At 72.5% G+C, this 26,366-nt stretch carries 21 protein-coding genes, 1 tRNA gene and 1 pseudogene; 12 read left to right on the top strand and 11 right to left on the bottom strand.

The features are described from left to right. The first annotated feature begins 10 nt into the window (after positions 1-10). From ACWC2T_RS05825 to ACWC2T_RS05815, 3 genes are all read left to right on the top strand, one after another. The gene (locus ACWC2T_RS05825; RefSeq protein ID WP_450669208.1) at positions 11-1,627 is read left to right on the top strand and encodes an FAD-dependent oxidoreductase; all 1,617 of its coding nucleotides are present in this window, start codon (positions 11-13) and stop codon (positions 1,625-1,627) included. Between the two features lie 241 nt (positions 1,628-1,868). Beyond that, positions 1,869-2,540, top strand: a complete 672-nt coding sequence (locus ACWC2T_RS05820; protein ID WP_450669207.1) for a FadR/GntR family transcriptional regulator — start codon at positions 1,869-1,871, stop codon at positions 2,538-2,540. 175 nt (positions 2,541-2,715) lie between these two features. Beyond that, a complete protein-coding gene (locus ACWC2T_RS05815) occupies positions 2,716-3,627 on the top strand; it encodes a PAC2 family protein (protein WP_450669206.1) in 912 nt (303 codons plus the stop codon). A gap of 159 nt (positions 3,628-3,786) precedes the next feature. Here the strand turns inward: ACWC2T_RS05815 and mshC are convergent, their stop codons facing one another. The 4 genes from mshC to ACWC2T_RS05795 all read right to left on the bottom strand — a co-directional run bounded on the left by mshC (position 3,787) and on the right by ACWC2T_RS05795 (position 7,314). Further along, positions 3,787-5,016, bottom strand: coding sequence for a cysteine--1-D-myo-inosityl 2-amino-2-deoxy-alpha-D-glucopyranoside ligase (mshC, locus tag ACWC2T_RS05810; RefSeq protein ID WP_450669205.1), 1,230 nt, complete (start codon positions 5,014-5,016; stop codon positions 3,787-3,789). A 102-nt stretch (positions 5,017-5,118) separates the two neighbouring features. Further along, a complete protein-coding gene (locus ACWC2T_RS05805; protein WP_450669204.1) occupies positions 5,119-5,958 on the bottom strand; it encodes an SCO1664 family protein in 840 nt (279 codons plus the stop codon). Then, positions 5,922-6,512: a DUF3090 domain-containing protein gene (locus ACWC2T_RS05800; RefSeq protein ID WP_228618626.1), complete on the bottom strand. Its 591-nt coding sequence runs from the start codon at positions 6,510-6,512 to the stop codon at positions 5,922-5,924. The genes ACWC2T_RS05805 and ACWC2T_RS05800 overlap by 37 nt, the downstream gene beginning before the upstream one ends. 115 nt (positions 6,513-6,627) lie before the next feature. Further along, complete coding sequence (locus ACWC2T_RS05795; RefSeq protein ID WP_450669203.1) at positions 6,628-7,314, bottom strand: histidine phosphatase family protein; 687 nt, start codon at positions 7,312-7,314, stop codon at positions 6,628-6,630. 62 nt (positions 7,315-7,376) lie between these two features. On the opposite strand from ACWC2T_RS05795, the pseudogene ACWC2T_RS05790 reads away from it, so the two are divergent. Further along, a pseudogene (locus ACWC2T_RS05790) lies at positions 7,377-8,402 on the top strand (magnesium and cobalt transport protein CorA). Between the two features lie 17 nt (positions 8,403-8,419). Here the strand turns inward: ACWC2T_RS05790 and ACWC2T_RS05785 are convergent. Together ACWC2T_RS05785 and ACWC2T_RS05780 are read right to left on the bottom strand one after the other, a co-directional pair. Continuing rightward, on the bottom strand, positions 8,420-9,208 hold the full coding sequence (locus ACWC2T_RS05785) for a ferritin-like domain-containing protein (RefSeq protein ID WP_450669202.1): 789 nt from the start codon (positions 9,206-9,208) through the stop codon (positions 8,420-8,422). 162 nt (positions 9,209-9,370) lie between these two features. Beyond that, a complete protein-coding gene (locus ACWC2T_RS05780; protein ID WP_450669201.1) occupies positions 9,371-10,429 on the bottom strand; it encodes an LLM class F420-dependent oxidoreductase in 1,059 nt (352 codons plus the stop codon). Positions 10,430-10,593: 164 nt separating this feature from the next. Between ACWC2T_RS05780 and ACWC2T_RS05775 the strand changes: the two genes are divergently transcribed. Then, a complete protein-coding gene (locus ACWC2T_RS05775) occupies positions 10,594-11,577 on the top strand; it encodes an aldo/keto reductase (protein WP_450669200.1) in 984 nt (327 codons plus the stop codon). Further along, the gene (locus ACWC2T_RS05770) at positions 11,574-13,976 is read left to right on the top strand and encodes a helix-hairpin-helix domain-containing protein (protein ID WP_450669199.1); all 2,403 of its coding nucleotides are present in this window, start codon (positions 11,574-11,576) and stop codon (positions 13,974-13,976) included. The genes ACWC2T_RS05775 and ACWC2T_RS05770 overlap by 4 nt, the downstream gene beginning before the upstream one ends. Before the next feature lie 60 nt (positions 13,977-14,036). On the opposite strand, the gene ACWC2T_RS05765 is transcribed toward ACWC2T_RS05770, so the two are convergent. After that, positions 14,037-14,765, bottom strand: a complete 729-nt coding sequence (locus ACWC2T_RS05765) for a hypothetical protein (RefSeq protein ID WP_450669198.1) — start codon at positions 14,763-14,765, stop codon at positions 14,037-14,039. 47 nt (positions 14,766-14,812) lie between these two features. Between ACWC2T_RS05765 and ACWC2T_RS05760 the strand changes: the two genes are divergently transcribed. Beyond that, the gene (locus tag ACWC2T_RS05760; protein ID WP_014671721.1) at positions 14,813-15,001 is read left to right on the top strand and encodes a DUF5703 family protein; all 189 of its coding nucleotides are present in this window, start codon (positions 14,813-14,815) and stop codon (positions 14,999-15,001) included. Between the two features lie 66 nt (positions 15,002-15,067). Here the strand turns inward: ACWC2T_RS05760 and ACWC2T_RS05755 are convergent, their stop codons facing one another. The 3 genes from ACWC2T_RS05755 to ACWC2T_RS05745 all read right to left on the bottom strand — a co-directional run bounded on the left by ACWC2T_RS05755 (position 15,068) and on the right by ACWC2T_RS05745 (position 17,906). Further along, positions 15,068-16,033, bottom strand: a complete 966-nt coding sequence (locus tag ACWC2T_RS05755; RefSeq protein WP_450669197.1) for a chaplin — start codon at positions 16,031-16,033, stop codon at positions 15,068-15,070. Positions 16,034-16,200: 167 nt separating this feature from the next. Further along, a complete protein-coding gene (chpH, locus tag ACWC2T_RS05750) occupies positions 16,201-16,434 on the bottom strand; it encodes a chaplin ChpH (RefSeq protein WP_450669196.1) in 234 nt (77 codons plus the stop codon). 146 nt (positions 16,435-16,580) lie between these two features. Next, a complete protein-coding gene (locus ACWC2T_RS05745; RefSeq protein ID WP_450669195.1) occupies positions 16,581-17,906 on the bottom strand; it encodes a M20/M25/M40 family metallo-hydrolase in 1,326 nt (441 codons plus the stop codon). A 216-nt stretch (positions 17,907-18,122) separates the two neighbouring features. On the opposite strand from ACWC2T_RS05745, the gene ACWC2T_RS05740 reads away from it, so the two are divergent. The 4 genes from ACWC2T_RS05740 (at position 18,123) to polX (ending at position 25,533) form a co-directional block, all read left to right on the top strand. Further along, positions 18,123-18,210: transfer RNA gene (locus ACWC2T_RS05740), tRNA-Leu, on the top strand. 287 nt (positions 18,211-18,497) lie between these two features. Next, the gene (locus ACWC2T_RS05735) at positions 18,498-22,385 is read left to right on the top strand and encodes a Pls/PosA family non-ribosomal peptide synthetase (protein WP_450669194.1); all 3,888 of its coding nucleotides are present in this window, start codon (positions 18,498-18,500) and stop codon (positions 22,383-22,385) included. A 65-nt stretch (positions 22,386-22,450) separates the two neighbouring features. Continuing rightward, a complete protein-coding gene (locus ACWC2T_RS05730; protein ID WP_450669193.1) occupies positions 22,451-23,788 on the top strand; it encodes a M1 family metallopeptidase in 1,338 nt (445 codons plus the stop codon). A 23-nt stretch (positions 23,789-23,811) separates the two neighbouring features. Further along, positions 23,812-25,533 carry a DNA polymerase/3'-5' exonuclease PolX gene (gene polX / locus ACWC2T_RS05725; RefSeq protein ID WP_450669192.1) on the top strand — a complete coding sequence of 574 codons (1,722 nt, stop codon included), beginning with the start codon at positions 23,812-23,814 and terminating at the stop codon, positions 25,531-25,533. Positions 25,534-25,587: 54 nt separating this feature from the next. Here polX and ACWC2T_RS05720 read toward each other — a convergent pair whose 3' ends face one another. Beyond that, entirely contained in the window at positions 25,588-25,902 is a 315-nt protein-coding gene (locus ACWC2T_RS05720) for a dsRBD fold-containing protein (protein WP_351206691.1), read from the bottom strand. Positions 25,903-25,988: 86 nt separating this feature from the next. Between ACWC2T_RS05720 and ACWC2T_RS05715 the strand changes: the two genes are divergently transcribed. Next, positions 25,989-26,363: a YchJ family protein gene (locus ACWC2T_RS05715; protein ID WP_450669191.1), complete on the top strand. Its 375-nt coding sequence runs from the start codon at positions 25,989-25,991 to the stop codon at positions 26,361-26,363. The last annotated feature ends 3 nt before the right edge of the window (positions 26,364-26,366 follow it).

Here is a 26,366-nt window from a genome sequence, read left to right as displayed (position 1 = left end):
AGTACCCGACATGACCAGTCAGTCCACCCTGAGTTCCGTGCCTGCCCTCGGGACGCACCCGGCCTCCGGCTCCAACCCGAGCCGGGCCGAGACCAGGGAGCAACTCTCCAAGGCGTCGTACGACCTTCTGGTGATCGGCGGCGGCATCCTGGGCATCTCCACCGCCTGGCACGCCGCGCAGTCCGGCCTGAGGGTGGCACTGGTCGACGCCGGCGACTTCGCCGGCGCCACCTCCTCCGCCTCCTCCAAGCTGCTCCACGGCGGCCTGCGCTACCTGCAGACCGGCGCGGTGAAGCTGGTGGCGGAGAACCACTTCGAGCGCCGTGCGGTCTCCCGCCAGGTGGCCCCCCACCTGGCGAACCCGCTCACCTTCTACCTCCCCGTGTACAAGGGCGGGCCGCACGGCGCGGCGAAGCTCGGCGCGGGCGTCTTCGCCTACTCCGCGCTCTCCGCGTTCGGTGACGGCGTCGGGCACCTGCTCTCCCCCGCCAAGGCGGCGCAGGACGTGCCCGAGCTGCGCACCGAGAACCTCAAGGCCGTGGCCGTGTACGGCGACGACCAGATGAACGACGCGCGCATGGCGCTGATGACGGTCCGTGCGGCCGTCGAGGCGGGCGCGGTCGTCCTCAACCACGCCGAGGTCACGGGCCTGCGCTTCACCAAGGGCCGGGTCACCGGTGCCGACCTCAGGGACCGCCTCTCGGGCGAGGAGTTCGGTGTCAACGCCCGCCTGGTGCTGAACGCGACCGGCCCCTGGGTCGACCACCTGCGCCGGATGGAGGACCCGAACGCGGCGCCGTCCATCCGTCTGTCCAAGGGCGCACACCTGGTCCTGAAGCGGACGTCACCGTGGAAGGCCGCGCTGGCCACCCCGATCGACAAGTACCGCATCACCTTCGCCCTCCCCTGGGAGGACATGCTGCTGCTCGGCACCACCGACGAGGAGTTCGAGGGCGACCCGGCGGACGTGTCCGTCACCGAGAAGGACATAGCCCAGATCCTGGACGAGGCCGCGTTCTCGGTCCGGGACCAGCAGCTCCAGCGCGACCTCATCACCTACGCCTTCGCCGGCCTGCGGGTGCTGCCGGGCGGCCCCGGTGACACCGCCAAGGCCAAGCGCGAGACCGTGGTGACCGAGGGCAAGGGCGGCATGCTGTCCGTCGCGGGCGGCAAGTGGACCACCTTCCGGCACATCGGCCGTACGGTCATGCAGAAGCTGGAGGCGCTGCCGGGCCACCCGCTCGGCGACGACTTCGAGCCCATCTCCTCCCTGCCGAAGAAGCTGCCGCTGCCCGGCGTCGCCAACCCGCGCGCCGTCGCCCACCGCCTGCTGGTGGACCGACCGGCTCCGGGCCCGCGCATGGCCGCCGACACCGCCAAGCACCTGGCCACCCACTACGGCTCCCTGGCCTTCGACATCGCCCGCATCGCGAACGACAACCCGGAGCTCGCCGAGCGCGTCCACCCCGACGCGCCGGAGATCTGGGCGCAGGTCGTGTGGGCCCGTGACCACGAGTGGGCGGAGACCGCGGACGACGTCCTGCGCCGCCGCACGACGCTGACGATCCGCGGCCTGGCCACGGACGAGGTACGGGCGAAGGTGCAGGACCTGCTCGACAAGAAGTAGACCCCGGTGACGGCCGGTCCGCTCCCCTGACCGGGACCGGCCGCCGCCGCAGCGCCGGACCGCCGCACCGGGTCCGGACGACCGAGAGGGGCGACCCCACGCCGATGGGGCCGCCCCTCTCGCCTTGCCCGGGGCGATTGTCCGTACCCGGGGTTACGGCGGACGGCAGGGAGTGGTTCGACGCGCCGCCCGCATAATGGCCGCTGAGACATCCGATGTCTGGCGACAGGGAGGCCGGATCATGGCAGTCACCGATGAGGCGATCGAGAAGATCAAGGGCATGATCGTCTCCGGTGCGCTGCGGCCCGGGGACCGGTTGCCCAAGGAGAGCGAGCTGGCCGCCGAGCTGGGGCTGTCGCGCAACTCGCTGCGGGAGGCCGTACGGGCGCTGTCGCTGATCCGGATCCTGGACGTGCGGCAGGGCGACGGCACGTACGTCACCAGCCTCGATCCGCAACTGCTGCTGGAGGCTCTGAGCTTCGTCGTGGACTTCCACCGCGACGACACCGTCCTGGAGTTCCTCGCGGTGCGCCGGATCCTGGAGCCGGCCGCGACCGCGATGGCCGCGTTCCGGATCAGCGAGCAGCAACTGGACGCGCTGTCGGCCCAGTTGGACGCCCTCGGTGACGAACCCTCGGTGGAGGAGCTGGTCGCCGCGGACCTGGAGTTCCATCGCGGCATCGTGCGCGGCGCCGGCAACTCGGTGCTGTGCTCGCTGCTGGACGGCCTGTCGGGGCCGACGACGCGGGCCCGGATCTGGCGGGGCCTGACCCAGGAGGACGCGGTCGGCCGCACCCTGCGCGAGCACCGGGCGATCCTGGCCGCGCTGCGCGACCGGGACGCGGAGGCGGCCCGCTCCTGGGCGACCGTGCACATCGCGAGCGTGGAGCAGTGGCTGCGCAGCACCCTGTGAGAGGCGGCAAACGCCTGTGTGGATCCGGTCGGGCTCCGGGTTGACGGCGGGTGTTCGACGGGGGCGATCGGGGCAGTGATCCGGTCACTGGCCCACGCAAGGGGGCTGCGGGCGCCCCCGCCGGACGCCGTAAGGTTGGTGAGTCAAGCGAGGGCACGTCGGAAGGAGGCACTGGGTGATCGAGCTGGAGGGGGTTCCCGAGCTGATCGACCCAGTCATGGTGGCCGCGTTCGAGGGCTGGAACGATGCCGGCGACGCCGCCTCCACGGCGGTCGCGCATCTGGAACGCGAATGGAAGGGCGAGGTGTTCGCGGCGCTGGACGCCGAGGACTACTACGACTTCCAGGTGAACCGGCCCACGGTGTTCATGGACGCCGGTGTGCGCAAGATCACCTGGCCGACGACAAGGTTGTCGGTGGTGCGGGTCGGCGGCGAGAAGCCGCGTGACCTGGTGCTGGTCCGCGGCATCGAACCGTCCATGCGCTGGCGCTCGTTCTGCAACGAGCTGCTCGGCTTCGCGCACGAGCTGGGCGTGGAGCTGGTGGTCATCCTGGGCGCCCTGCTCGGCGACACCCCGCACACGCGGCCGGTGCCGGTCAGCGGGGTGACGTCCGACCCGGACCTGGCCCAGCGGATGGACCTGGAGGAGACCAAGTACGAGGGCCCCACGGGCATCGTCGGCGTCCTGCAGGAGGCGTGCACGCACGCCGGCGTCCCCGCGGTGTCGCTGTGGGCGGCCGTACCGCACTACGTCTCCCAGCCGCCGAACCCGAAGGCCACGCTGGCGCTGCTCAACCGGCTGGAGGACCTGCTGGACCTGCGCATCCCGCAGGGCGAGCTGCCGGAGGACGCGCGTGCCTGGCAGGTGGGCGTGGACCAGCTGGCCGCCGAGGACAGCGAGGTCGCCGAGTACGTCCAGACGCTGGAGGAGGCCCGGGACACCGCCGAGCTGCCGGAGGCGTCGGGTGAGGCGATCGCCCGGGAGTTCGAGCGGTATCTGCGGCGCCGGGACGGGGGCCCTCCGGGCGGCAAGCCGCGGCCTGGCTCCGCCGGTTCCAAGGATGACGAGGACGACGCGGAGGAGTGAGGTATGAAGAAGGGGCGCTTCCCGTGCTGGGAAGCGCCCCTTCTTTTTTGTTGCCGTCGCGCCATGAGGTGCCACTACAGGCCGTCGGGCGTCCGACAGTCCGTAGTGGCTTGTCGCGCAGTTCCCCGCGCCCCTTCAGGGCGCTCCACTTCAGGGTGCTTAGAGGGCCACCCCGAGCAGCGCGTCCACCGCACGCGTGACCACGCCCGGGGCGCCGGTGTCCGTGCCGCCCTGCTCCTCCTGGCGCGCCGCCCAGCGGTCCACCGCCGCGAGGGCGGTGGGGGCGTCCAGGTCGTTCGACAGGGCCTCGCGGATCTCCTCCACCAGCGCGTCCGCGGGCGGGCCGTCGGGGCGGGAGACGGCCGCGCGCCAGCGGCCGAGGCGGGCCACGGCGTCCTGCAGGACCTGGTCGGTCCACTCCCAGTCGGCGCGGTAGTGGTGGGAGAGGAGGGCCAGGCGGATGGCGGCGGGGTCGACGCCGTCCCGACGGAGCTGGGAGACGAAGACGAGGTTGCCCTTGGACTTGGACATCTTCTCGCCGTGCAGGGCGACCATGCCGGCGTGGACGTAGGCCTTGGCCATGGGGAACTCGCCGGTGAGCACCTGGGCGTGCGAGGCGCCCATCTCGTGGTGCGGGAAGGCGAGGTCGGAGCCGCCGCCCTGGACGTCGAAGCCCATGCCGAGGTGGTCGAGGGCGATGGCCACGCACTCGATGTGCCAGCCGGGCCGGCCCCGGCCGAGGGAACTGCCGTCCCAGCTGGGCTCGCCCTCGCGGGCCGCCATCCACAGCATCGGGTCGACGGGGTTCTTCTTGCCCGGACGGTCCGGGTCGCCGCCGCGCTCGGCGGACAGCAGCCGCATGGCGGCCGCGTCGAGGTTCGAGACCTGCCCGAAGTGCGGGTCTGACTCGACGGAGAAGTAGATGTCGCCGTCCAGCTCGTAGGCGGCGCCGAGTTCGCGCAGCCGCTCCACGAGGGGGACGATGCCGGGTATCGCCTCGACGGCGCCTATGTAGTGCCGCGGCGGCAGAAGCCTGAGGGCGGTCATGTCCTCGCGGAAGAGGGCCGTCTCCTTCTCGGCGAGGGCGACCCAGTCGACGCCGTCCCGCTCCGCGCGCTCCAGCAGCGGATCGTCGACGTCGGTGACGTTCTGGACGTAGTGGACCTGCCGCTTGGTGTCGAGCCACACGCGCTGGACGAGGTCGAACGCGTTGTAGGTCGCCGCGTGCCCCATGTGGGTGGCGTCGTACGGGGTGATGCCGCAGACGTAGAGACGGGCGACGGGACCGGGGTCGAGGGTGACCAGACCGCCGGTCGCGGTGTCGTGGATCCTCAGGTCGCGGCCCTGACCAGGCAGGGCGGGGACCTCGGAAGCGGGCCAGGCATGCATGTACATGAGCCTAACCGGCCACGAGCTGCGTATACGAACGGGATCTCGTCGGATGGCCGGTTGTGCGCTCTTGTGGATCGGCGCCCGATGTGCTGATCGCGCTCACACCGGCGGCCAGGGGATGGCGGGCCACTCGCCGCCGGGCTCCGGGTGCACTCCCGTGGTGAGCAGTTCCTCGACACGCGCGCGTGTGGCGTCGATCTCGGCCGGGGTGATCAGTGCGGTCAGCCGTTCGCCCAGCGGCCCGCCCAGGCCCTCCAGCAGCCCCTGGAGGACATCGACGGCCTCGGTCGTCAGCGGCTCCCCGGCCCAGCCCCACAGCAGCGTGCGCAGCTTGTTCTCGACGTTGAAGGTGACGCCGTGGTCGATGCCGTAGAGCCGGCCGTCGGTGGTGGGCAGCAGATGGCCGCCCTTGCGGTCGGCGTTGTTGATCACCGCGTCGAGGACGGCGAGCCGGCGCAGCCGCTCGTCGTCGGCGTGCACGAGGAGCGCGGTGCGGCCCTCGCCGACCTCGGCCAGGCCGATCGCCTTCCAGCCCGGCTCCGGTTCCTCGGCGTCGACGAGGGCGAGCAGCTCCGCCTCGGCCTGGACATCGATCCACAGCTGGCACATGCCCTCGCCGTACGGCCCGTCGCGCAGCACGGTCGGCGGGACGAGCCCCCAGCCGGTGGCTTCGGAGACCTCGTAGGCGGCCACCTCGCGGCCGGCCAGGGTGCCGTCGGGGAAGTCCCACAGCGGGCGCTCCCCGGCCACCGGCTTGTAGATGCAGGTGGCTTCCCGGCCGTCGAGGGCGATGGTGCAGAACAGTGCGGCGTTGGACGCCTCGCGGATGCGTCCGCGCACGGTCAGCTCACCCCGCGCGAGCAGCTCGGCGGCGGCCGAGCCGGTCCCGGCGTCGGTGGGCGTCACGCTCCGCGGCGGTATCCGTTCTGGCGCGGACATACGTGTCCTTCCGGATCGAGCGGGAGGCTGCACAGCGGGCACGGCGGCCGCCCGGCGTTGACGACGTCGAGGGCGCGCTTGGCGAAGGCCCGGGCCTGCGCGCCGGTCAGCCGGACCCGCAGCATCGGGGGCCCGTTCTCCTCGTCCTGGAGCAGCCGCTCCTCGGCCTCGGCGAGGTCCTCCTCGGTGTCGGCGTCCAGCTCCACCAGGGCCTGCGCCTCGACGATCATGCGCTGTTCCTCGCCGTCCCAGGCCAGCGCCATGGTGCCGACCCGGAACTCCTCCTCGATGGGTGTCTCCAGCGGGGCGGTGTCGGCGATCTCGGTGGGCGCCATGGCGGGGACGGCGGCGCTGCCGCCACTGCGCCGTACTACCTCGTCGAGCAGTTCGTCCATGCGCTCGGCGAGCGCGGCCACCTGGGTCTTCTCCAGAGCCACGCTGGTCACCCGGGAGCCTGCGGTGGCCTGGAGGAAGAACGTACGGCGTCCGGGCAGTCCGACCGTGCCGGCCACGAAGCGGTCCGGCGGGTCGTAGAGGAACACCTGACGGGACACGTCCTGTCTCCATTGAGAGTGGGTTGCGGTGAGAGCGGAGGGTGGGTTTCTCAGCGGTGCGGGTCGTTGCGGACACGCGACGGTGTGGATCGCTTCACCCTACTGCGGCCGACGATCACGGTGCGCCCGCACCGCCCCCGACCGGTGCGTCGCCCTCACCAGGTTCCTCACGCGGGGCGAGCGAAGCGAAATCCCCGGTGTCGCCGAGGCGAACGAGAAACGGCCGCAGCCGGGTGTAGCGGATCGCGGTGACGGAACACGGTTCCACGGAGATCCGCTGGAACAGGTCGAGGTGGAGTCCGAGGGCGTCGGCGACCAGGGATTTGATGATGTCACCGTGGGAGCACATGAGGTAGACGGCGTCTGCCCCGTGCTCGCGCTCCACGCGCGCGTTCCACTCGCGTACGGCCTCGGCGGCGCGGGTCTGCATGGCCCGCAGGGACTCGCCGCCGGGGAAGGCGGCGGCCGACGGGTGGGCCTGGACGATCTCCATCAGCGGCTCGTCCTTGAGCTCGGCGAGCTTGCGGCCGGACCAGTCGCCGTAGTGGCACTCCCCGATCCGCTCCTCGGTGTGGGCGCGCAGGCCGGGGCGGGCCTGAAGCAGCGGCCGCACGGTCTCCTGGCAGCGCTGGAGGGGGCTGGTGACCACCTCGGAGATCGGCAGTGCGGCGAGCCGGCCGGGCAGCGCGGCGGCCTGGGCGGCACCGCGCTCGTCCAGGGCGACGCCCGGCGTCCAGCCGGCGAGCACACCGGAGGTGTTGGCGGTGGAGCGTCCGTGCCTGACGAGGATCAGCGTGGGCATGCGCCCCAGGGTAGGCGTACCAGCACATGCACCGGGGACCGGGCGAAGGGAGAATGCGCTCAGTGATCGTCGACTGCGCCATCTACCGGCACGGGCACCGCACCGAGGGCCCGGAGGACCTGTCCGACGCGCTCGCCGAGGCGCGGGCCGAGGGCGGGTTCGTCTGGATCGGCCTGTACGAGCCGTCCGAGCGGGAGTTCGACCTGGTCACCCAGGAGTTCGCGCTGCATCCTCCCCCATAGCCCTGAACGGGCATGGGAGGTGCCCCCAGCGGTCGAGGACGCCCTCAACGCGCATCAGCGGCCCAAGCTGGAGGTGTACGCCGACTCGCTGTTCATGGTGCTGAAACCGGTGGTGTACGACGCGGCGAGCGACACCGTCTCGGCCGGCGAGATCATGGTCTTCATCGGCGACTGCTTCGTGGTCACCGTCCGCCATGGCGAGCACTCGCCGCTGGCCGCCGTACGGCGGCGGCTGGAGGAGGAGCCGGAGATGCTCGACAAGGGCCCGACCGCCGTGCTGTACGCGATCTCCGACGCTGTCGTCGACCACTATCTGGAGGCGGCGACGGAGCTGGGGAACGATCTGGAGGAGCTGGAGGCGGAGGTGTTCCGGCCGGAGGGCGGCGGCTCGCGGGGCACCGCGTCCCGGATCTACGGCTTCAAACGGCAGATCCTGGAGTTCCGCCGGGCCACCGGCCGCTGGCGCTGCCGCTTTCGCGGCTGGGCGGCACCGGAGCGTTCGGCGGCACGGTGCCCTTCGTGCACGACAAGGCCCGGCCGTTCTTCCGGGACGTGGGCGACCACCTGATGCGCGTGAACGAGTCCGTGGAGGCCCTGGACCGGCTGGTGTCGGACGTCCTGTCGGCGCATCTGGCGCAGATGAGCGTGCGGCAGAACGACATGCGCAAGATCTCCGCGTGGGCGGCGATGGCCGCGGTTCCCACGATGATCGCGGGGATCTACGGCATGAACTTCGACCACATGCCGGAGCTGCACTGGCTGTGGTCGTATCCGGCGGTGATCCTTGCGATGGCCGCCCTGGAGGTCCTGCTGTACCGCCTGTTCAGGCATCGCGGCTGGTTGTGAGGCCTTTGGGTGGCCGCTCAGGCGAACTCGTGGGCGGGGGTGGCGGGGTCGCCGAGGGGGTCGCGGCGCTCGGGCATGCGGAGGGTGACCATGCGGCGCCAGCCGACGAGGCGTTCGTAGCCGTACGCCGCGTGGATGCCGGCCGCGAGCAGGGCGTGCCTGGCCCTGGACCAGCCCAGGATGCGGCCCATGCGGGCCATCACGGCGAGGCTGACGTCCCGGTGGACGCGGATCTCGGCCAGGGCGTACTCGCGCAGGGTGCGCTGGATCAGCCGGCCGTGTCCGGCGGCGGCGAACCGCAGCAGTTCCTCGTGGGTGTAGGCGAGGTGCTTGTCCTCGTCGTCGGAGATCATGCGTACGGCCCTGCCCACCTCGGGGTGGTCGGCGAAGAGCCTGAGCAGCAGTTCCATCTGCTCGGCGGCGCGCTGTTCGGTGACGCGGCTGTGGGCGAGGTAGACGATGAGGTCGCGCTCGGTGAGCGGCTCGTCCCGCCGGAGCCTGTCGTGGGCGAGGCCGATGCCGTGCCGCTCCAGCAGCATGGTGTAGTCGGTCTCGGGCGGTACGGCGACGGGGGTGAGCCCGCGCTTGTGCAGCAGGGCGGTGAAGATGCGTCCGTGCTTGTCCTCGTCGGCGCCGTGCCGGGCGATCTTCGGGGCCAGGGCGCGTTCGCCGTGCGGGACCAGCGCGGCGATCCGTCCGTTCTCCCAGCCGCCCTGGGACTCCCCGCCGGCGGCGATGGAGCAGAAGAGCCGGAACGACTCGTCGTGGTCGAGGATCTCCTGGAACAGACTCTTGGCCGAAAGCATGAAACGAGTCAAATGCGGGCAAATGGGGGCCGCAACAGCTGTGTGCGCCCGCTCGGCCGAAAGGATGACACCGGGGTCGTAACCACGCGGGGCCGGGCGCGTTGTTCCTCACGACGGCCGTGGCGGGGAAGACCCCCGAGCCCCCACCACGGCCGCTGAAGATTACTGGGCCAGCCCGGCGCGCTCCAGGGCCTCGGCGCCGGCTCGCAGGGAGGCCATCCGCTCCTCCAGTGTGAATCCGGCCGGAGACAGGCTCAGCGTGGTGACGCCGGCGGCGGCGTAGGCCTTCATCCGGTCGGCGATGCGCTCGACGGAACCCAGCAGGGTCGTCTTGTCGATGAGGTCCTGCGGGACCGCGGCCGCGGCGCCCTGCTTGTCGCCGGACAGGTACTTCTGCTGGACCTCGGCGGCTTCCTTGTCGTATCCCATGCGCTGGGCGAGCTGGTTGTAGAAGTTCTGCTTGGCGCTGCCCATGCCGCCGACGTACAGCGCGGTGTAGGGGCGGAAGGTGTCGGCGAGGCGGGCCAGGTCCTTGTCGTCACCGACGGCGATGGGCAGGGTCGGGCAGACGTCGAACCCGTCGAGGGTCCTGCCCGCCTTCTCGCGCCCGGCGCGCAGGTACTTCAGGGTGGTCTCCTCCAGGTGTTCGGCGGCGGGGAAGATCAGCAGGGCGCCGTCGGCGATCTCACCGGTCTGCTCCAGGTTCTTCGGGCCGATCGCGGCGATGTACAGCGGGATGTGCTCGCGCTGCGGGTGCACGGTCAGCTTGATCGGCTTGCCCGGGCCGCCGGGCAGCGGCAGCGTCCAGTGCTCGCCCTCGTACGTCAGCCGCTCCCGGGTCATGGCCTTGCGGACGATCTCCACGTACTCGCGGGTGCGCGCGAGCGGCTTGTCGAACTTGACGCCGTACCAGCCCTCGGAGACCTGCGGGCCGGACACCCCGAGCCCGAGGCGGAAGCGGCCGCCGGACAGCGAGTCGAGCGTCGCGGCCGTCATCGCGGTCATCGCGGGCTGGCGGGCCGGGATCTGGAAGATGGCCGAGCCGACGTCGATGCGCTCGGTCTGGGCGGCCACCCAGGACAGCACCGTCGCCGCGTCGGAGCCGTAGGCCTCGGCGGCCCAGCACACGGAGAAGCCCAGCCGGTCGGCCTCCTGGGCCACGGCCAGATTGTCCCCGTCCATTCCGGCACCCCAGTAGCCGAGGTTGATCCCGAGCTGCATCGCCGATTCCCCTTACCCATGAGTAACGTCCCTGTGGGGGCGACCTTAGCGCGGGGATGGACGTCGGGGCAGGCGCCGGGCACCCGAAAAAGACGGGTCCGCAGCCCGGCCAGGTTATCCACAGGCAACCCACCGCACCGGTTCTGGCCAGTAATCTCGCCCGCATGGAGCAGAGGCATCTCGGCCGTACCGGCCTGCGCGTGTCCCGGATCGGACTCGGCACCCTCACCTGGGGCCGGGACACCGACGAGCACAACGCCGCGGACATGCTGAAGGCGTTCTGGGAGGCCGGCGGAACCCTCGTCGACACCGCCGACGTGTACGGGGGCGGCGAGGCGGAGTATCTGCTCGGACAGCTGATGGACGGCCTGGTGCCGCGCCGGGATCTGGTGATCTCCACCAAGGCGGGCAGCGTCCCCGACCCGGACCGCCGTTTCGACGGCTCCCGCGGCCATCTGCTCGCCGCCCTCGACGCCTCCCTGGCCCGCCTCGGCACGGACTACGTCGACGTGTGGCACATCCACGCCTTCGACCCCGACACCCCGCTGGAGGAGACCCTCCAGGCCCTCGACATAGCGGTCAGCAGCGGCCGCGCCCGGTACGCGGGCGTCGCCGACTTCTGCGGCTGGCAGCTCGCCAAGGCCGCCACCTGGCAGCTCGCGGCGCCGGGCATGCGCACGCGCCTGGCCAGCACGCAGATGGAGTACTCCCTGCTGCAGCGGGGCGTGGAGCGGGAAGTGCTGCCCGCCGCGCTGGATCTCGGCGTCGGCCTGCTGCCCTCCTCGCCGCTCGGCCGAGGGGTGCTGACCGGCAAGTACCGGCACACCACTCCCCCGGACTCGCGCGGCGCCTCCGAGCATCTGGCGCCGTTCGTCGAGCCGTACCTGGACGACACGGCGACCCGCATCGTGGACGCGGTGACGACGGCCGCCGACGGGCTCGCCGTCACCCCGCTCCAGGTGGCCCTCGCCTGGGTACGGGACCGGCCCGGCGTGGCCGCGCCGATCGTCGGAGCGCGTACGGCCCAGCAGCTCACGGCGGCATTGTCAGTGGAGGCCCTTAGTCTTCCTGACGAGATCTGCCGGGCGCTGGACGATGTGTCGGCGCCCGTGCACCGCTATCCCGATCACGACTGGAGCACGCTGTGAGCACGGAGCCGGAGACCACGGAGGAAGCCGGGCCGGGGACGCCGGACACGCCCGAGGGCCCGGGCGGGGAGGCCACGCCCGGGGGGAGCCGTGCGGATGACACCGAGGCCGCCGACGCAAGCACGGCCGACCACCAGGACACCGGCGGGCGCAAGGCCGAGGGTGGTTCGAGCGCGGGCGGCGCCGAGGGAGTAAGGGCGGACTCCGCTCAGCGGTCCCAGCCCGAGGGCGAACATGCCGACGCCGCGCGGCAGCCCGAGGGCGACGGCGCCGGTGCCGCGCAGCTGTCCGAGGGCGACGGTGTCGGCTCCGCCCAGCCGTCCGAGGGCGAGGGCGGAGGCTCTGGCTCTGCCCAACTCTCCGAGGCCGAGGCCGAGTTGGCTGCGCAGCGGGTCGAGCGGGAGCGGATCGAGCGGCGCAAGGCCGAGAAGAAGCGCCGGGTCGAGAGCGGCGCCAAGCTCAGCGGCAAGGCGGCCGACCTGCTCGCGGCGGTGCGGGCGGTCGAAAGCGGCGAGAAGCCGGTGACCGCCGTGTTCGCCGAGCCCGCGCCGGCGCCGCGCCGCCCGGCCCCCGAGCCCGCACGCCGGCCGCAGCCCGCGCCCGCCCCAGCCTCCGTCACGGCCGCCGCACCGGCACCGGAGGCGGTGGAGAGTGTCCGCCGGGTGCTGGCCGAGGGCGGCGCGCCCGAGGCCCTGGCCCCCCAGGTGGCCGCGGCGCTCGGCGAGGGCGCGGACGCGGTGCTGCGCGAGGACCCCTGGCAGTTGCTGCGGATCGGCGGCGTACGGCCCGACCAGGCCGACGGCTTCGCCCGGGCCCTGCTCGGCGCCGTCTGCGGCCCCGGCGACGAGCGGCGGGCCCGTGCGATCACCGTCTGGCTGCTGGAGCAGGCGGCCCTGGCCGGACACACCGCGCTGGAACTGCCCACGCTCACCGCGGCGCTGGGCCGGCAGGGCGTCCCGGACCCGGACGCGGCGGTGCAGAGCGCGCTCGCGGAGGGCGAGGCCCTGGCCTTCCAGGACGCCCTGGAGGAAACGGCAGCCGCCGCGCCGCAGGCGGCGAAGGAGGGCGAGGACGAACAGGAGCGGCCGGTCCGGGTCCTCGTCGGCCTGGAGCGGTACGCACTGGCCGAGGAGAGCCTCGCCGACGGCCTGGCCCGGCTGGTCAACTCGCTGTCCAAGGAGACCGAGCAGGCCTGGCGGGCGGCGGTCGACACCGTCTCCGCCGGTGCGGCCGAGCTGGTCCGCGCGGTCGCCGGGCACGGCCTGGTGCTGCACTCCGGCGGGGAGGCGGCTCGCGCCGAACCGGCAGCGCTGCTCGGCGCCGCCCGCCGCGCGGGCCTGCGGGCCTTCGCCGTCTGCCACACGCCCGACGGACGCCACCGCCTCGCCGCCGCCCTGTCGGGCACGGACGGGCCGAGGCAGGGTGCGGGTACGGACCCGGCGGAGCTCGGCGTGTGCACGGTCGGCGGTCTGCTGTCCGGCGCCGAGGGGCCGGGCCGGGACGCGGACGGCGCGCTGGAACTCGATCTGCTGATCGTGCTGGACGCGCCGCAGCTCGACGTGGAGTGCGCCGCGATGCTGGTGGAGTCGCTGCCCGACGGGGCCCGGCTGGTGCTCAGCGGCGACCCGGCTCTGCTGTGGCCCGCCGGACCGGGGCGGGTCTTCGCCGATCTGCTCGCCGCCCGCGTCTGCCCGCAGCTCGCCTCGCGCCTGCCCGACCCGGGCCCGATCGGCGAGTTGGTCTCCGGCATCGGCATCGGCGAGCTGAACCAGGTCGCCGCTCCGGGCAAGGAGATCGTCATCGTCCCGGTGCGGGACGCGGGCGAGGCCGTGCACCGGACGGTCCAGCTGGTCGCCGACTCGGTGCCCCGGGCGATCGGCGTACCGGCCGAGCAGACGGTGGTGATCACCCCCGGGCACGGCGGCGCCGCGGGCACCCGCGCCCTCAACTCCGCGCTGAAGGAGCGCCTCAACCCCGGCCCGGGCCGCTTCGGCGGCTTCGACCCCGGCGACCGGATCGCCTACTCCCCCGCTCCGGGTCGTACGGTGCCTGGCGTGGTGGTGAAGGCCGACGCGGACGGGCTGCACCTGTCGTGCGCGGGCACCCCGGTGGTCGTACCGCGCGAGCGGGTGGAGGAGGCCGTACGGCACGGCTGGGCGCTGACCGCACACCAGGCGGTGGGCGCGCGCTGGCCGGCGGCGGTCGTCGTGCTGCCCGGCGACGCCGCGCAGGCGCTCAGCAGACCCTGGGTGTACACGGCCTTCGGCCGGGCGGAGCGGCATCTGTCCGTGGTCCACGGCGTGGAACAGGCCCTGCCGAAGGCGGTGGCGGAGACGCCGGCCAAGCCCCGCACGACCCGCTTGCAGACGCTGCTGCGCACACAGGTGCCGACGGGCTGACGTCTGTGGAGTCCGGCGGTGCCGTACCGGCCCCGGGCCGCACGGCACCGCCGGCCACCCTCACCTCTCGGCGGCCTCGACCTCGACCTCGTCGTCGTTCTGGACCGCGTCTTCGTCCTCGTCCTCGTCCTCGTCTTCGTCCTCGACGAAGACGAGATCGTCCTCCTCGTCGGAGTCGTCCTCGTCGTCGAAGACGGCGCTGACATCGAACCGGCACACCACCCCTTGCGGATCGATGTGCTCGAACGGCGCCTCCAGCCACTCCCCCGCCTCGGGTGCCTCGTCCGCCGCCGTGACCCAGAGCGTGGAGTCGCCCTCCTCCAGGCCGAACTCCTTGTGCCGGGAAGCGATCTCGTCCGGTTCGAACTCGCCGAACAGGATGCCCAGCGCGCCTGGCACCGTACCGGCGGCATCCTCGGCCAGGCCGCCCGCGGCCTCGTACTCCGCCGCCTCGACCCGCTGGGCCTGCGCCAGCAGGCGCTGGGGTTCCGCCACGGCGTAGTCGCGGCGGATCAGCACGCTGATCGCGTTCGGTTCCTCGGGGCCCGCGTACGGCGGCAGCTCCTCCGCACCGGGGATCTCGAAGGGCGTGACCTCGTCGTAGCGGTCGTAGAGCAGCTCGTCGTACGCCTCGGCGGCCGCGGCCAGCTGGTTGAACGCCTCCAGCACGGCCGGGTCGTCCTCACCCGACCTGCGTTCGACCGCGGCCAGGTGACGGTCGAGCGCGGTCTTGACCGCCTCGGCGGCGGCGCGTACCTCGGCAGCGGTGGGCTGCGCAGCATCAGACATAGTGCAGACGCTATCCGTACCGGGCCCCAGCCCGCACAATAGATGCGATGCCGGAATACGAATTTGTCGACGTGTACGTGCCTCGCGGGGTGTCCCGCAAGGAGGCCACACGTCTGCTCACGGACCATGCCGAGTACGGACACTGGGAGTTGGACCGACTGAGCCTGCTGCGCGATGGCAGCCGCAGGGTGCGGTTGCGCCGGCGGATCATCCGCCAGGTGCGTGCCACATGGTGAGCGTGGACGGCTGAACGGAGCGGGCCCCGCCATGTCGGTGGGGCCCGCTCCGTTCGGTGCGGCCGGCTACGCCGCGGCCCGCGCCTTGCGGTAGAGCACCGCGCCCGCGAGCAGCGCGCCCGCGCCGACCGGCAGCGCGAGACCCATCGGCAGGTCACTGCCGGTGTGCGCGAGCTGGCCGCGACCGCCCTGCTGGTCGACCTGCGTGGCTCCGTGGGAGCCGGGCGGCGTGTGACCGCTCTTGCCGGGCGGGGTCGCCGGGCTGCCCGGCCGGCCCGGGTGCCCCGGCTGACCGGGGTGGCCGGGGTGACCTGGGTGCCCGGGATGTCCCGGGTGACCAGGGTGGCCCGGCTGTCCGGGGTGGCCCGGCTGTCCGGGCGGGTTGCCCTGGCCGCCGCCCGGCGGCTGGCTGGGGTGGCCGCCGCCTCCGTTGGTGCAGTCGTTGCCCGTGACGGCGTTGCCCGCACCGATCACGTTCACGCTGTTGCCGCAGACGTTCACCGGGGCGTCGATCGGCACCTGGACGGTGTTGCCGGAGCCGACACCGGGCGAGCCGGTGCTGTGCCCGCCCGCGTGCGAGCCGCCAGAGCCGCCGGAGCCGCCGTGGTTGGTACAGCTGTTGCCCGCCGCCGGGTTGTGCAGCCCGACCACGTTCACGCTGTTGCCGCACACGTTCACCGGGGCGTCGATCGGCGCCTGCACCGTGTTGCCGGAGCCGACGCCGGGCGAGCCGGCGCTGTGCCCCCTCGTGTGCGAGCCGCCGGAGCCGCCGTGTCCCCCCGAAGCGCCGCCGTGGTTGGCGCATGAGTTGCCCGCGGCCGGGTTGAGCAGCCCGACCACGTTCACGGTGTTGCCGCAGACGTTCACCGGGACGTGCACCGGCGCCTGCACCGTGTTGCCGGACAGTACGCCGGGCGAGCCGGTGGCGGCCCCGAACGCGCCGGCGTCGGCGTGGGCGTAGCCGCTCGCGGCGGCGATCACACCCGTGGCCGCCGCCATGGTCATCAGGCCCTTACGGGTGCCCTGTCGCATTTCCGTTTTCCCCTGCCTTCGATCCTGCTGTGCGTGCCTCGCGGTTGCGTGGCGTCGCGACCCGCGCCGGATCGTGCGCCGCGCAAGAGGCCGGTCGGCCTCGGAGCGCATGGCACGCGCTCCGAGGCCGACGGCTCGAAAATGACGCCCCCCTCAGGAGGTCGTCGTCACTTGTTGACGCAGATGTTGCCGAAGGCGGGGTTCAGGAGCCCGATCACGTTGACCGTGTTGCCGCAGACGTTCACCGGGACGTGCACGGGCACCTGAACGACGTTGCCGGAGACGACACCCGGGGAGTGCACGGCGGCACCCTGGGCTCCGGCGTCGGCGACAGCGAGGCCCGCGCCCGCGAGAACCAGCCCACCGGTGGCAGCCGCAGCAGCGACGACCTTCTTGATCATTATTCCTCCTTGTTGGCAAAGCGACCCCAAGGTGCGGAGTCACATCACCTGTAACGAGGAGGAACTAATGAAGCTACGAACCGATCGTCGCATTCACCCGTTCCAGTCGATCTCGTACGAGCGCCCGAATATCCCGGCCCTGAACCTCACGACGCGTCGATGAACCGGTCGAGCACGCGCACGCCGAACCGCAGCCCGTCCACGGGCACCCGCTCGTCCACGCCGTGGAACATGCCCGCGAAGTCCAGCTCCGGCGGCAGCTTCAGCGGGGCGAAGCCGAAGCCGCGGATGCCGAGGTCGTCGAAGGACTTGGCGTCGGTGCCGCCGGAGAGCATGTAGGGGATCGCCTTGGCGGCGGGGTCCTCGGCGAGCAGCGCGGACTGCATGGCCTCGACCAGGGCGCCGTCGAAGGTGGTCTCGACGGCCTTGTCGGCGTGCACGTCCTCCCGGCGCACGTGCGGCCCGAGCAGCCGGTCGAGGTCGCCGAGGAACTCCTCCTCGTAGCCCGGCAGGAAGCGGCCGTCGATGTGTGCGGTGGCCTCGCCCGGGATGACGTTGACCTTGTAACCGGCGTTCAGCTGGGTGGGGTTGGCGGTGTTGCTCAGGGTCGCGCCGATCAGCTTGGCGATGCCGCCCAGCCTGGCGAGGGTGGACTCCATGTCCTCCGGGTCCAGCTCGGTGCCGAGCGCGTCGCCCAGTTCGTCGAGGAAGGCCCGGGTGGTCTTGGTGACCCGCACCGGGAACGTGTGCCGGCCGACCCGGGCGACGGCTTCGGACAGCTCGGTGATGGCGTTGTCCCGGTGGATCATCGAGCCGTGCCCGGCCGTGCCGGCCACGGTCAGCTTCATCCAGTGCATGCCCTTCTCGGCCGTCTGGATGAGATAGAGCCGGCGCTGCTCGTTCACGGTGAACGAGAAGCCGCCGACCTCGCTGATCGCCTCGGTGACGCCCTCGAACAGGTCCGGGTGGTGGTCGACCAGGTGGCGGGCGCCGTACGTACCCCCCGCCTCCTCGTCGGCGAGGAAGGCGACCACGATGTCCCGCGGCGGGCGCCGCCCGCTCCTGAGCCGGTCGCGCACGACCGCGAGGGTCATGGCGTCCATGTCCTTCATGTCGACGGCCCCGCGCCCCCACACGCACCCGTCGGCGATCTCGCCGGAGAACGGGTCGTGGGTCCAGTCGGCGGCGTTGGCCGGTACGACGTCCAGGTGGCCGTGGATCAGCAGCGCGGGCCGGGACGGGTCCTCGCCCTCGATGCGGGCCACCGTGGAAGCGCGGCCCGGGTGCGACTCGAAGATCTTCGGCTCGAGACCGACCTCGGCGAGCTTCTCCGCGACCCACTCGGCCGCCTTGCGCTCACCGGGGCCCGAGTGGTCGCCGTAGTTGCTGGTGTCGAACCGGATCAGCTCGCGGCAGAGGTCCACGACCTCGTCCTCGCCGGTGACGCTCCTGGCCGTGTCCGTCTCGCTCACGTGCTTCCTCCCGCGCTGTCGCTGCTGGTGGTCCTCCTCATCCTCCCTCTGCCCCGGCCGCGGCCCAAGACCGGTCCCGGCCCGTCACACACCGTTCACGCGCGACCGGCCCAGGGGGCGGGGGTGATCAGCCACCCTCGAAAGCCTGGTAATGTTTCCTTCGTCGCCGCGAGGGAAAGCCCGCCGAAAGGCAGTCCCGAGCACGACAGACACCTTGTCCGGGTGGCGGAATGGCAGACGCGCTAGCTTGAGGTGCTAGTGCCCTTTATCGGGCGTGGGGGTTCAAGTCCCCCCTCGGACACCAGTCAGTGAGGGCCCCTGTTCGTCAGGGGCCCTCTGCTTGTGCCGCGACGTGTGCCGCGCCCCCGACACCCCAACCCCAACCGCCCCGGTATGTCCGCTCCTTGACGGTGTGTGAGGCATGTCTCGTCCGGCGCGAAGGTCAGCAGGTCAGCGGCTGCGAACCGGGCCACCACGTCACCCGGACGGCCCTGCCCGGGCGGCCGTGGGAAGGAGTCGGCGCCTAACGTCGTACTAATATATCCGGCTTGTTACTCATTGTTACCGAGCCGGACCCGACGTGAGGACCCGATGGCAGCCATAGACGAGAGCAGCGCTCTCGGCCTGCTCGACGAAGAGATCCGCACGCAGTTCGGCGACCGGGCCCGCTTCTCCGCGGGGCCCGCCGCGCCGCCGCGCACGCTGGTCGACGTCCTCGACGCGACCGTGCGGTCCCACCCGGACGAGCCCGCGCTGGACGACGGTACGACGTGCCTCACCTACCGTGCGCTGGCCGGCGAGGTGGAGCGGCTGCGGCGGCGGCTCGCCGGTGCGGGGATCGGGCTCGGGGACCGGGTCGGGGTGCGGGTCCCCTCGGGGACCAACGAGCTCTACGTCGCGATCCTCGCCGTACTCGCCGTCGGTGCCGCCTATGTGCCCGTCGACGCCGAGGACCCGGACGAGCGGGCGCGGTTGGTGTTCGGGGAGGCCGGGGTGCGAGCCGTGATCGGGGCCGGGCACACCATCGGCGTCCAGGGCGCCGGCCCCGGCGATGTCATGGGCACCTCCGGCTCTCCCGCCGCACGGCCCGGCATCGAGCACGACGCGTGGATCATCTTCACCTCCGGGTCCACCGGGAAGCCCAAGGGCGTCGCCGTCACACACCGCAGCGCCGCCGCGTTCGTGGACGCCGAGGCCGCCCTGTTCCTCGCGGAGGAGCCGATCGGGCCCGGCGACCGGGTCATGGCCGGGCTCTCCGTCGCCTTCGACGCGTCCTGTGAGGAGATGTGGCTGGCCTGGCGGCACGGCGCCTGTCTGGTGCCCGTGCCCCGGTCGCAGGTCAGAAGCGGTGCCGATCTGGGGCCCTGGCTGGTCGAGCAGGAGATCACCGTGGTCTCGACCGTGCCCACGCTCGCCGCGCTGTGGGAGCCGGAGACGCTGGGCGACGTACGACTGCTGATCTTCGGCGGTGAGGCCTGTCCGCCCGAGCTGGCGCAGCGGCTGGTCACCGAGGGGCGCGAGGTGTGGAACACCTACGGGCCGACCGAGGCGACCGTCGTGGCCTGTGCGGCGCTGCTCACCGGTGAGGAGCCCGTCAGGATCGGCCTGCCGCTCAGCGGCTGGGAGCTCGCCGTCGTCGACGAGGCGGGCGAGCCGGTGCCCATGGGCGGCAGCGGGCAGCTCGTGATCGGCGGAGTGGGGCTCGCGCGGTATCTCGATCCCGAGAAGGACGCCGAGAAGTACGCGCCCCTGCACTCGCTGGGCTGGGACCGGGCCTATCGCAGCGGTGACCTGGTCCGGGCCGACCCCGAGGGGCTGGTCTTCCTGGGCCGGGCCGACGAGCAGATCAAGCTCGGCGGGCGGCGGATCGAGCTCGGTGAGGTGGATGCCGCGCTGCAAGCGCTGCCCGGGGTCGCCGGGGCGGCGGCCGCCGTGCGCACGGCCCGCAGCGGCAATCAGCTCCTGGTCGGGTACGTGGTCACCCAGGACGGCTGGGACCAGACGGCCGCTGTCGAGAAGCTGCGCGCCGAGCTGCCCGCCGCGCTGGTGCCGCTGCTCGCACCGGTCGCCGAGCTGCCGACCCGGACGTCCGGGAAGGTGGACCGGAACGCGCTGCCCTGGCCCCTGGAGGGGCTCCAGACGCCCGTCAAGGAGCAGCTCCACGGCACCGAGGCCTGGCTCGCCGAGCAGTGGGCCGAGGTGCTGGGCATCCCGGTGACCAGCGCGTCGGACGACTTCTTCGCGATCGGCGGTGGCTCGCTGGCCGCCGCCCAGCTCACCACCCGGCTGCGCACCCGCTACCCGAGCGCCGCCGTCCTCGACATCTACCAGCAGCCCGTCCTGCGCAAGCTGGCCCGGCGGCTGGAGGCCTCGGCGCAGGACGACGGCAGGGTCCGCACGATCGCGCCGGTTCCGGTGCGTGCCCGGGCGGCCCAGCTCCTGCTGCTGCTTCCGCTGGTGACCCTGCTCGGACTGCGCTGGACGGTGGTCCTGGCCGCCGCGGGGAACCTGCTGCCCGGCTACTCCTGGCTGCCGACCGCTCCCTGGTGGGCGGTCGCGGCCGGGGCACTGCTGTTCTTCACCCCGCCCGGCCGGATCGCGCTCGCCGCGGGCGGGGCGCGGCTGCTGCTGCGGGGCGTGGCGCCCGGGCGGTATCCGCGCGGCGGGAGCGTGCACCTGCGGCTGTGGACGGCCGAGCGGCTGGCCGAGTTCAGCGGGGCCACCGCGCTGACCGGGTCCTGGCTGGAGCGGTACGCCCGTGCGCTGGGGGCGAAGGTCGGTCCCGAGGTGGACCTGCACTCGCTGCCGCCGGTCACCGGCATGCTCAAGCTGGGCCGGGGCGCTGCCGTGGAGTCCGAGGTGGACCTGTCCGGGCACTGGCTGGACGGGGACCGTCTCGAGATCGGCCCGGTCAAGGTCGGTGCGCATGCCACGGTCGGCACCCGCAGCATGCTGTTCCCCGGAGCGCGCGTCGGCAAGCGTGCCGAGGTGGCGCCCGGCTCGGCGGTCGGCGGGCAGATCCCGACCGGCCAGCGCTGGGCGGGCGCGCCCGCGGTCAAGCTCGGCAAGGCCAAGCGCAACTGGCCGAAGGAGCGGCCGCAGCGGGGCACGTACTGGCGGGTGATGTACGGCGTGGCGGGCATCGCACTCGGCGCCCTGCCGCTGCTCGCGGGCGTGGCGGCACTGCTGGTCGCCCGTGTCTTCGTGGCGCCGGGAAGCTCGCTGCCCCGGGCCCTGCGCGAGGCCGCGCTCGCGCTGGTCCCGGCCACGCTCGCCTACGGGCTGGCGTACGCGCTGCTGATCCTGGTCGCCGTACGGCTGCTCAGCCTGGGGCTGCGCGAGGGCACGCATCCGACGCACAGCCGGGTCGGCTGGCAGGCGTGGACCGTGACGCAGCTGATGGACCGCTCGCGCGAGACGCTGTTCCCGCTGTACGCGGGGTTGGTGACGCCGGTGTGGCTACGGCTGCTGGGGATGCGGATCGGGCGTCGTGCCGAGGTGTCGACGGTGCTGGCGCTGCCGAGCCTGACCACGGTCGGCGACGGGGCGTTCCTGGCGGACGACACGCTGACCGCGCCGTACGAGCTGGGCGGCGGTTGGGTGCGGATCGGGCGCGCGGAGATCGGGCGGCGGGCGTTCCTCGGGAACTCCGGGATGACCGCGCCGGGCCGGAGCGTGCCGGACGGCGGTCTGGTCGGCGTGCTGTCGGCGACGCCGAAGAAGGCGAAGAAGGGCACCTCCTATCTGGGGCTGCCGCCGGTGAAGCTGCCGCGCAGTGCGGCCGGCGGGGATCAGAGCCGTACGTTCGAGCCGCCCACGCGGCTGCTGTGGGCGCGCGGGCTGGTGGAGCTGTGCCGGATCGTGCCGGTGCTGTGCTCGGCGGCGCTGGCCGCGGCGACGGTGGCGGCGCTGTGCGCGCTGGGTCCGTGGGCCTGGGCCCTGTCGGGTGCGGTGCTGCTGGCGGCGGGTGTGGTCGCGGCGGTCGTCTCCGTCGTGGCGAAGTGGCTGCTGGTGGGACGGCACCGGGCCGGGGAGCATCCGCTGTGGAGTTCCTTCGTGTGGCGGAACGAGCTGGCGGACACCTTCGTCGAGGTGCTGGCGGTGCCGTGGCTGGCCGGGGCCGTGCCGGGGACGCCGGTGCTGACGGCGTGGCTGCGCGGGCTCGGGGCGCGCATCGGCCGGGGCGTGTGGGTGGAGAGCTACTGGCTGCCGGAGGCGGACCTGGTGACCCTTCAGGACGGGGCGACCGTCAATCGTGGCTGTGTGCTGCAGACCCACCTCTTCCACGACCGGATCTTGCGGACGGATACTGTGGTCCTCCGTGAGGGCGCCACGCTGGGCCCTGGCGGGATCGTGCTGCCCGGCAGCACGGTCGGGGCCCGTACGACCCTGGGTCCCGCGTCGCTCGTCATGGCCGCGGAGTCCGTCCCGGACGACACCCGCTGGCTCGGCAATCCGATCGAGGCATGGCGTTCCTGAGCGCGGGCCACCCGGGTGCGGCCCCGGCACCCAGTGGTGGCACAGCGCAGGGAGCGGACACAGCAGTGGCAGTTCAGCAGTCGGCCGGCCGGGACCCGTACTTCCCGGACAACGGTGATGCCCGCTACCGGGTGCACCGCTACGAACTCGCGCTGGACTACCGCCCCGGCCCGAACCGGCTGTCCGGCACGGCCCGGATCAACGCCATAGCGGGACCGGCGGCGCTCACCGAATTCCAGCTCAACCTGGCCGACTTCAGGATCGGCCGGGTGCGGGTGGACGGGCGGCAGCCGCACTTCACGCACCGCGGCGGCCGGCTGCGGATCCGCCCGGCCAAGCCGGTCCGGGCCGGTGCCGCGTTCACGGTGGAGGTCCACTGGTCCGGCAACCCCAGGCCGGTGGCCAGCCCGTGGGGCGGGCTGGGCTGGGAGGAGCTGGCCGACGGGGCGCTGGTGGCGAGCCAGCCGGTCGGGGCGCCGTCCTGGTACCCGTGCAACGACCGGCCCGCCGACAAGGCGTCCTACCAGATCTCGGTCACCACGCCGTCGGCGTACGCGGTGGTCACGGGCGGCCGCCTGCTGACCCGTACGACGAAGGCCTCGACGACGACCTGGGTGTTCGAGCAGTCCGCGCCCACGTCCAGCTATCTCGTCGGCCTGGCGATCGGCAGGTTCCAGACGGTGCTGCTGGGCGATCCCGGACCGGGCGGCGTGCCGCAGCACGCGCACATCCCGGCCCGTCTCCTGCCCGAGTTCTCCCGGGACTTCGCGCGGCAGCCGGCGATGATGGAGTTGTTCCAGGAGCTGTTCGGGCCGTACCCGTTCGAGGAGTACGCGGTCGCGGTGACCGAGGAGGAGCTCGATGTGCCGGTCGAGGCACAGGGGTTGTCGCTGTTCGGCGCCAACCACGTGGACGGCGCCCGGGGTTCGGAGCGGCTGGTGGCGCACGAGCTGGCGCACCAGTGGTTCGGCAACTGCGTGACCATCGCCGACTGGCGGCACATCTGGCTGAACGAGGGCTTCGCCAAGTACGCGGAATGGCTGTGGTCCGAGCGCTCCGGCGGCCGCAGTGCCCAGCAACTGGCCGCCGCCGCACACCGGTTGCTGGCCACGCTGCCGCAGGACCTCAGGCTGGCCGATCCCGGCCGCAGGGCGATGTTCGACGACCGGCTCTACGAGCGGGGCGGCCTGACCCTGCACGCGGTGCGCTGCGCCCTGGGCGACGACGCGTTCTTCCGCATGCTGTGCGGCTGGGTGCGGCTGCACCGGAACGGGTCGGTGACGACGGAGGCGTTCACCGAGCACGTGGCCCGGTTCGCCGAGGAGCCGCCGGCCGGGCTGTTCGAGGAGTGGGTGTACGGGGCGAAGCTGCCGCCGCTGCCGGTGCTCGGGGAGTCTTCCTAGACCCGGTTCCCTAGACTTGAAGGGTGGCCCGGCCCAATGACGAGGTCGAGGCGCTCCTGCGGGAGTACGCGGACCTCATCGCGATCACGGGAGGCGACGCCTTCAAGGCGCGCGCCTACGAGAAGGCGGCGCGTGCCATCGGCGGGTATCCGGCCGACATCTCCAAGCTCGACGCGGCGGGCCTGAAGGAGATCCCGAACGTGGGGAAGTCGATCGCCGACAAGGTGGCCGAGTACCTGCGCACGGGGAAGATGGCGGTGGTCGAGGAGCGCCGGGCGAAGATCCCCGCCGGGGTGCGGGAGCTGATCACGATCCCCACCCTGGGCCCGAAGAAGGCGCTGCGGCTCTACGAGGACCTGCACATCTCCTCGGTGAACGAGCTGGCCGCGGCGATCGAGGCGGACGCGCTGGCCGATCTGAAGGGCTTCGGCGAGAAGACGCAGGACAACATCCGGCACGGCATCGAACTGCTGCAGCAGGCGGGCGCCCGGGTGCCGCTGTCGCTGGCTCTGGACACCGCCGAGGAGATCGTCGCGGAGCTGTCGGAGGTGACCGGGTGCAAGCGCTGCGCGTACGCCGGCTCGCTGCGCCGGATGCGGGAGACCGTCGGGGATCTGGACGTCCTGGTCGCGGCGAAGCGGTCGGATGCGTTCATGGCGGCGCTGTGCGAGCTGCCGGCCACCGCGGAGGTGATCGCGCGGGGGGCGAAGAAGACGTCGGTCCGCACGGGCAAGGGGCTCCAGGTCGATCTGCGGGTGCTGCCGCCGGAGTCCTGGGGCGCGGGGATGCAGTACTTCACCGGTTCCAAGGCGCACAACATCCGTACCCGCACCATCGCCGTGCACCAGGGGCTGAAGCTGTCCGAGTACGGCCTGTTCGACGCCGAGAGCGGGGACTCGCTGGCCTCCCGCACCGAGGAGGAGGTGTACGCCCGGCTCGGGCTGCCGTGGATCACACCGACGCTGCGGGAGGACCGCGGGGAGATCGAGGCGGCACTGCAGGGCGAGCTGCCCGAGGTGGTGACCGAGAAGAACATCCGGGGCGACCTGCACACCCACACCGATCTCACCGACGGCCTGGCCCCACTGGAGGAGATGGTGGAGGTCGCCGCGCAACGCGGGTACGCGTACTACGCGGTCACCGACCACGCGCCCAACCTGTACATGCAGCGCATGACCGACGAGAAGATCCTCGCCCAGCGGGAGCGGGTGCGGGAGCTGGACGGCAGCCACCACCGGATGCGGCTGCTGCACGGCACGGAGCTCAACATCGACCCGGACGGCGGGGTGGACTGGCCGCAGGATTTCCTGGCGGGCTTCGACCTGTGCGTGGCCTCGCTGCACTCGCACTTCGACCTGGGCCGCGGGGCCATGACCCGGCGGCTGGTGCGGGCCTGCGAGAACCCGTACGTCAACATCATCGGGCACCCGACGACCCGGCTGATCGGCAAGCGGGCGGGGGTCGACGCCGACTGGGACGAGGTGTTCGCGGCCTGCGCGCGCACCGGCACCGCGCTGGAGGTCAACGCCCAGCCGGACCGGCTCGACCTGTGCGACGAGGACATCCTGCGCGCCCGGGAGCACGGGGTGAAATTCGCCGTGAACACCGACGCGCACTCCGTACCGCACCTCGCGCAGCTGCGCTACGGCGTCGGCACCGCGCAGCGTGGCTGGCTCACCCGGGACGACGTGATCAACACCTGGCCGCTGACGCGGCTGCGGCGGTTCCTGCGCAAGGGCAGGTGAAGGGCGTCATACCCGGCCAGGATCACTCCCGCCCGGCGTCATACCCGGCCAAGGTCATTCCCGGTCCAGCCACAGGGGTGACAGGTCCTCCTCCGTGTCGGCCGCTCCCACCGCCTTCATCTCCCCGTCGGCGGCGCGCAGCAGGATGCGGCCCATGGCGATCAGGGCACGGCCGGCCGCGAGTTCGTCGCCTATCTCCGGTACATCGGGGTCGTACGGGTTGCGGCGGGCCTCCGCGTGGCTCTCCAGGACGTTGTCGCCGGTGTCCAGGACGATCCGGGCGGTGGTGTCCGGGTCGTGCTCGGACAGGTACAGGTTCAGCCGCCACTCCTTGACGGCCGGAGGCCGGCTGGTCACGGGTCGGGTCATCGTCCGCCTCCCAGGACTGCGTCGCCCTTCCACTGTGCACCCGGCCCGGCTCGGACGCCTCCCCCGGTACAGGCAGAATGTCGCCCATGACCTCGCCTGCCTGCCCCTGTGGACTCCCCCAGCCCTACGACGCCTGCTGCGGCCGTTTCCACGCGGGATCCGCGAGCGCGCCGACCGCCGAGCTGCTGATGCGGTCCCGGTACAGCGCGTTCGTGAAGGGGGACGCGGGGTACCTGCTGCGCACCTGGCATCCGCGGACCCGGCCCGCGCGGCTGGAGCTCGACCCGGGGATGCGGTGGACGGGGCTGGAGATCCTGGACACCACCGACGGGTCCGCCTTCCACAGCACGGGCACGGTGACCTTCCGCGCCTCCTACCGGGGCGGCTCGCTGCACGAGCGGAGTCGGTTCGAGCGGGTCGACGGGGCCTGGGCGTACGTGGACGGAGACTTCCTGGAATAGCGA

This window comes from Streptomyces sp. NPDC001393 (assembly GCF_053597455.1).
Note: the sequence above shows the minus strand (reverse complement) of the source record. Positions and strands in the feature narration are given on the sequence as shown.

Excerpts from the sequence above, each read along its gene's own strand:
- ACWC2T_RS05825 (WP_450669208.1), top strand. The coding sequence starts at position 11 with ATGACCAGTCAGTCCACCCTGAGTTCCGTGCCTGCCCTCGGGACGCAC.
- ACWC2T_RS05820 (WP_450669207.1), top strand. The coding sequence starts at position 1,869 with ATGGCAGTCACCGATGAGGCGATCGAGAAGATCAAGGGCATGATCGTC.
- mshC (WP_450669205.1), bottom strand. The coding sequence starts at position 5,016 with ATGCATGCCTGGCCCGCTTCCGAGGTCCCCGCCCTGCCTGGTCAGGGC.
- ACWC2T_RS05805 (WP_450669204.1), bottom strand. The coding sequence starts at position 5,958 with ATGTCCGCGCCAGAACGGATACCGCCGCGGAGCGTGACGCCCACCGAC.
- ACWC2T_RS05795 (WP_450669203.1), bottom strand. The coding sequence starts at position 7,314 with ATGCCCACGCTGATCCTCGTCAGGCACGGACGCTCCACCGCCAACACC.
- ACWC2T_RS05785 (WP_450669202.1), bottom strand. The coding sequence starts at position 9,208 with ATGCTTTCGGCCAAGAGTCTGTTCCAGGAGATCCTCGACCACGACGAG.
- ACWC2T_RS05780 (WP_450669201.1), bottom strand. The coding sequence starts at position 10,429 with ATGCAGCTCGGGATCAACCTCGGCTACTGGGGTGCCGGAATGGACGGG.
- ACWC2T_RS05775 (WP_450669200.1), top strand. The coding sequence starts at position 10,594 with ATGGAGCAGAGGCATCTCGGCCGTACCGGCCTGCGCGTGTCCCGGATC.
- ACWC2T_RS05765 (WP_450669198.1), bottom strand. The coding sequence starts at position 14,765 with ATGTCTGATGCTGCGCAGCCCACCGCTGCCGAGGTACGCGCCGCCGCC.
- ACWC2T_RS05760 (WP_014671721.1), top strand. The coding sequence starts at position 14,813 with ATGCCGGAATACGAATTTGTCGACGTGTACGTGCCTCGCGGGGTGTCC.
- ACWC2T_RS05755 (WP_450669197.1), bottom strand. The coding sequence starts at position 16,033 with ATGCGACAGGGCACCCGTAAGGGCCTGATGACCATGGCGGCGGCCACG.
- chpH (WP_450669196.1), bottom strand. The coding sequence starts at position 16,434 with ATGATCAAGAAGGTCGTCGCTGCTGCGGCTGCCACCGGTGGGCTGGTT.
- ACWC2T_RS05735 (WP_450669194.1), top strand. The coding sequence starts at position 18,498 with ATGGCAGCCATAGACGAGAGCAGCGCTCTCGGCCTGCTCGACGAAGAG.
- ACWC2T_RS05720 (WP_351206691.1), bottom strand. The coding sequence starts at position 25,902 with ATGACCCGACCCGTGACCAGCCGGCCTCCGGCCGTCAAGGAGTGGCGG.
- ACWC2T_RS05715 (WP_450669191.1), top strand. The coding sequence starts at position 25,989 with ATGACCTCGCCTGCCTGCCCCTGTGGACTCCCCCAGCCCTACGACGCC.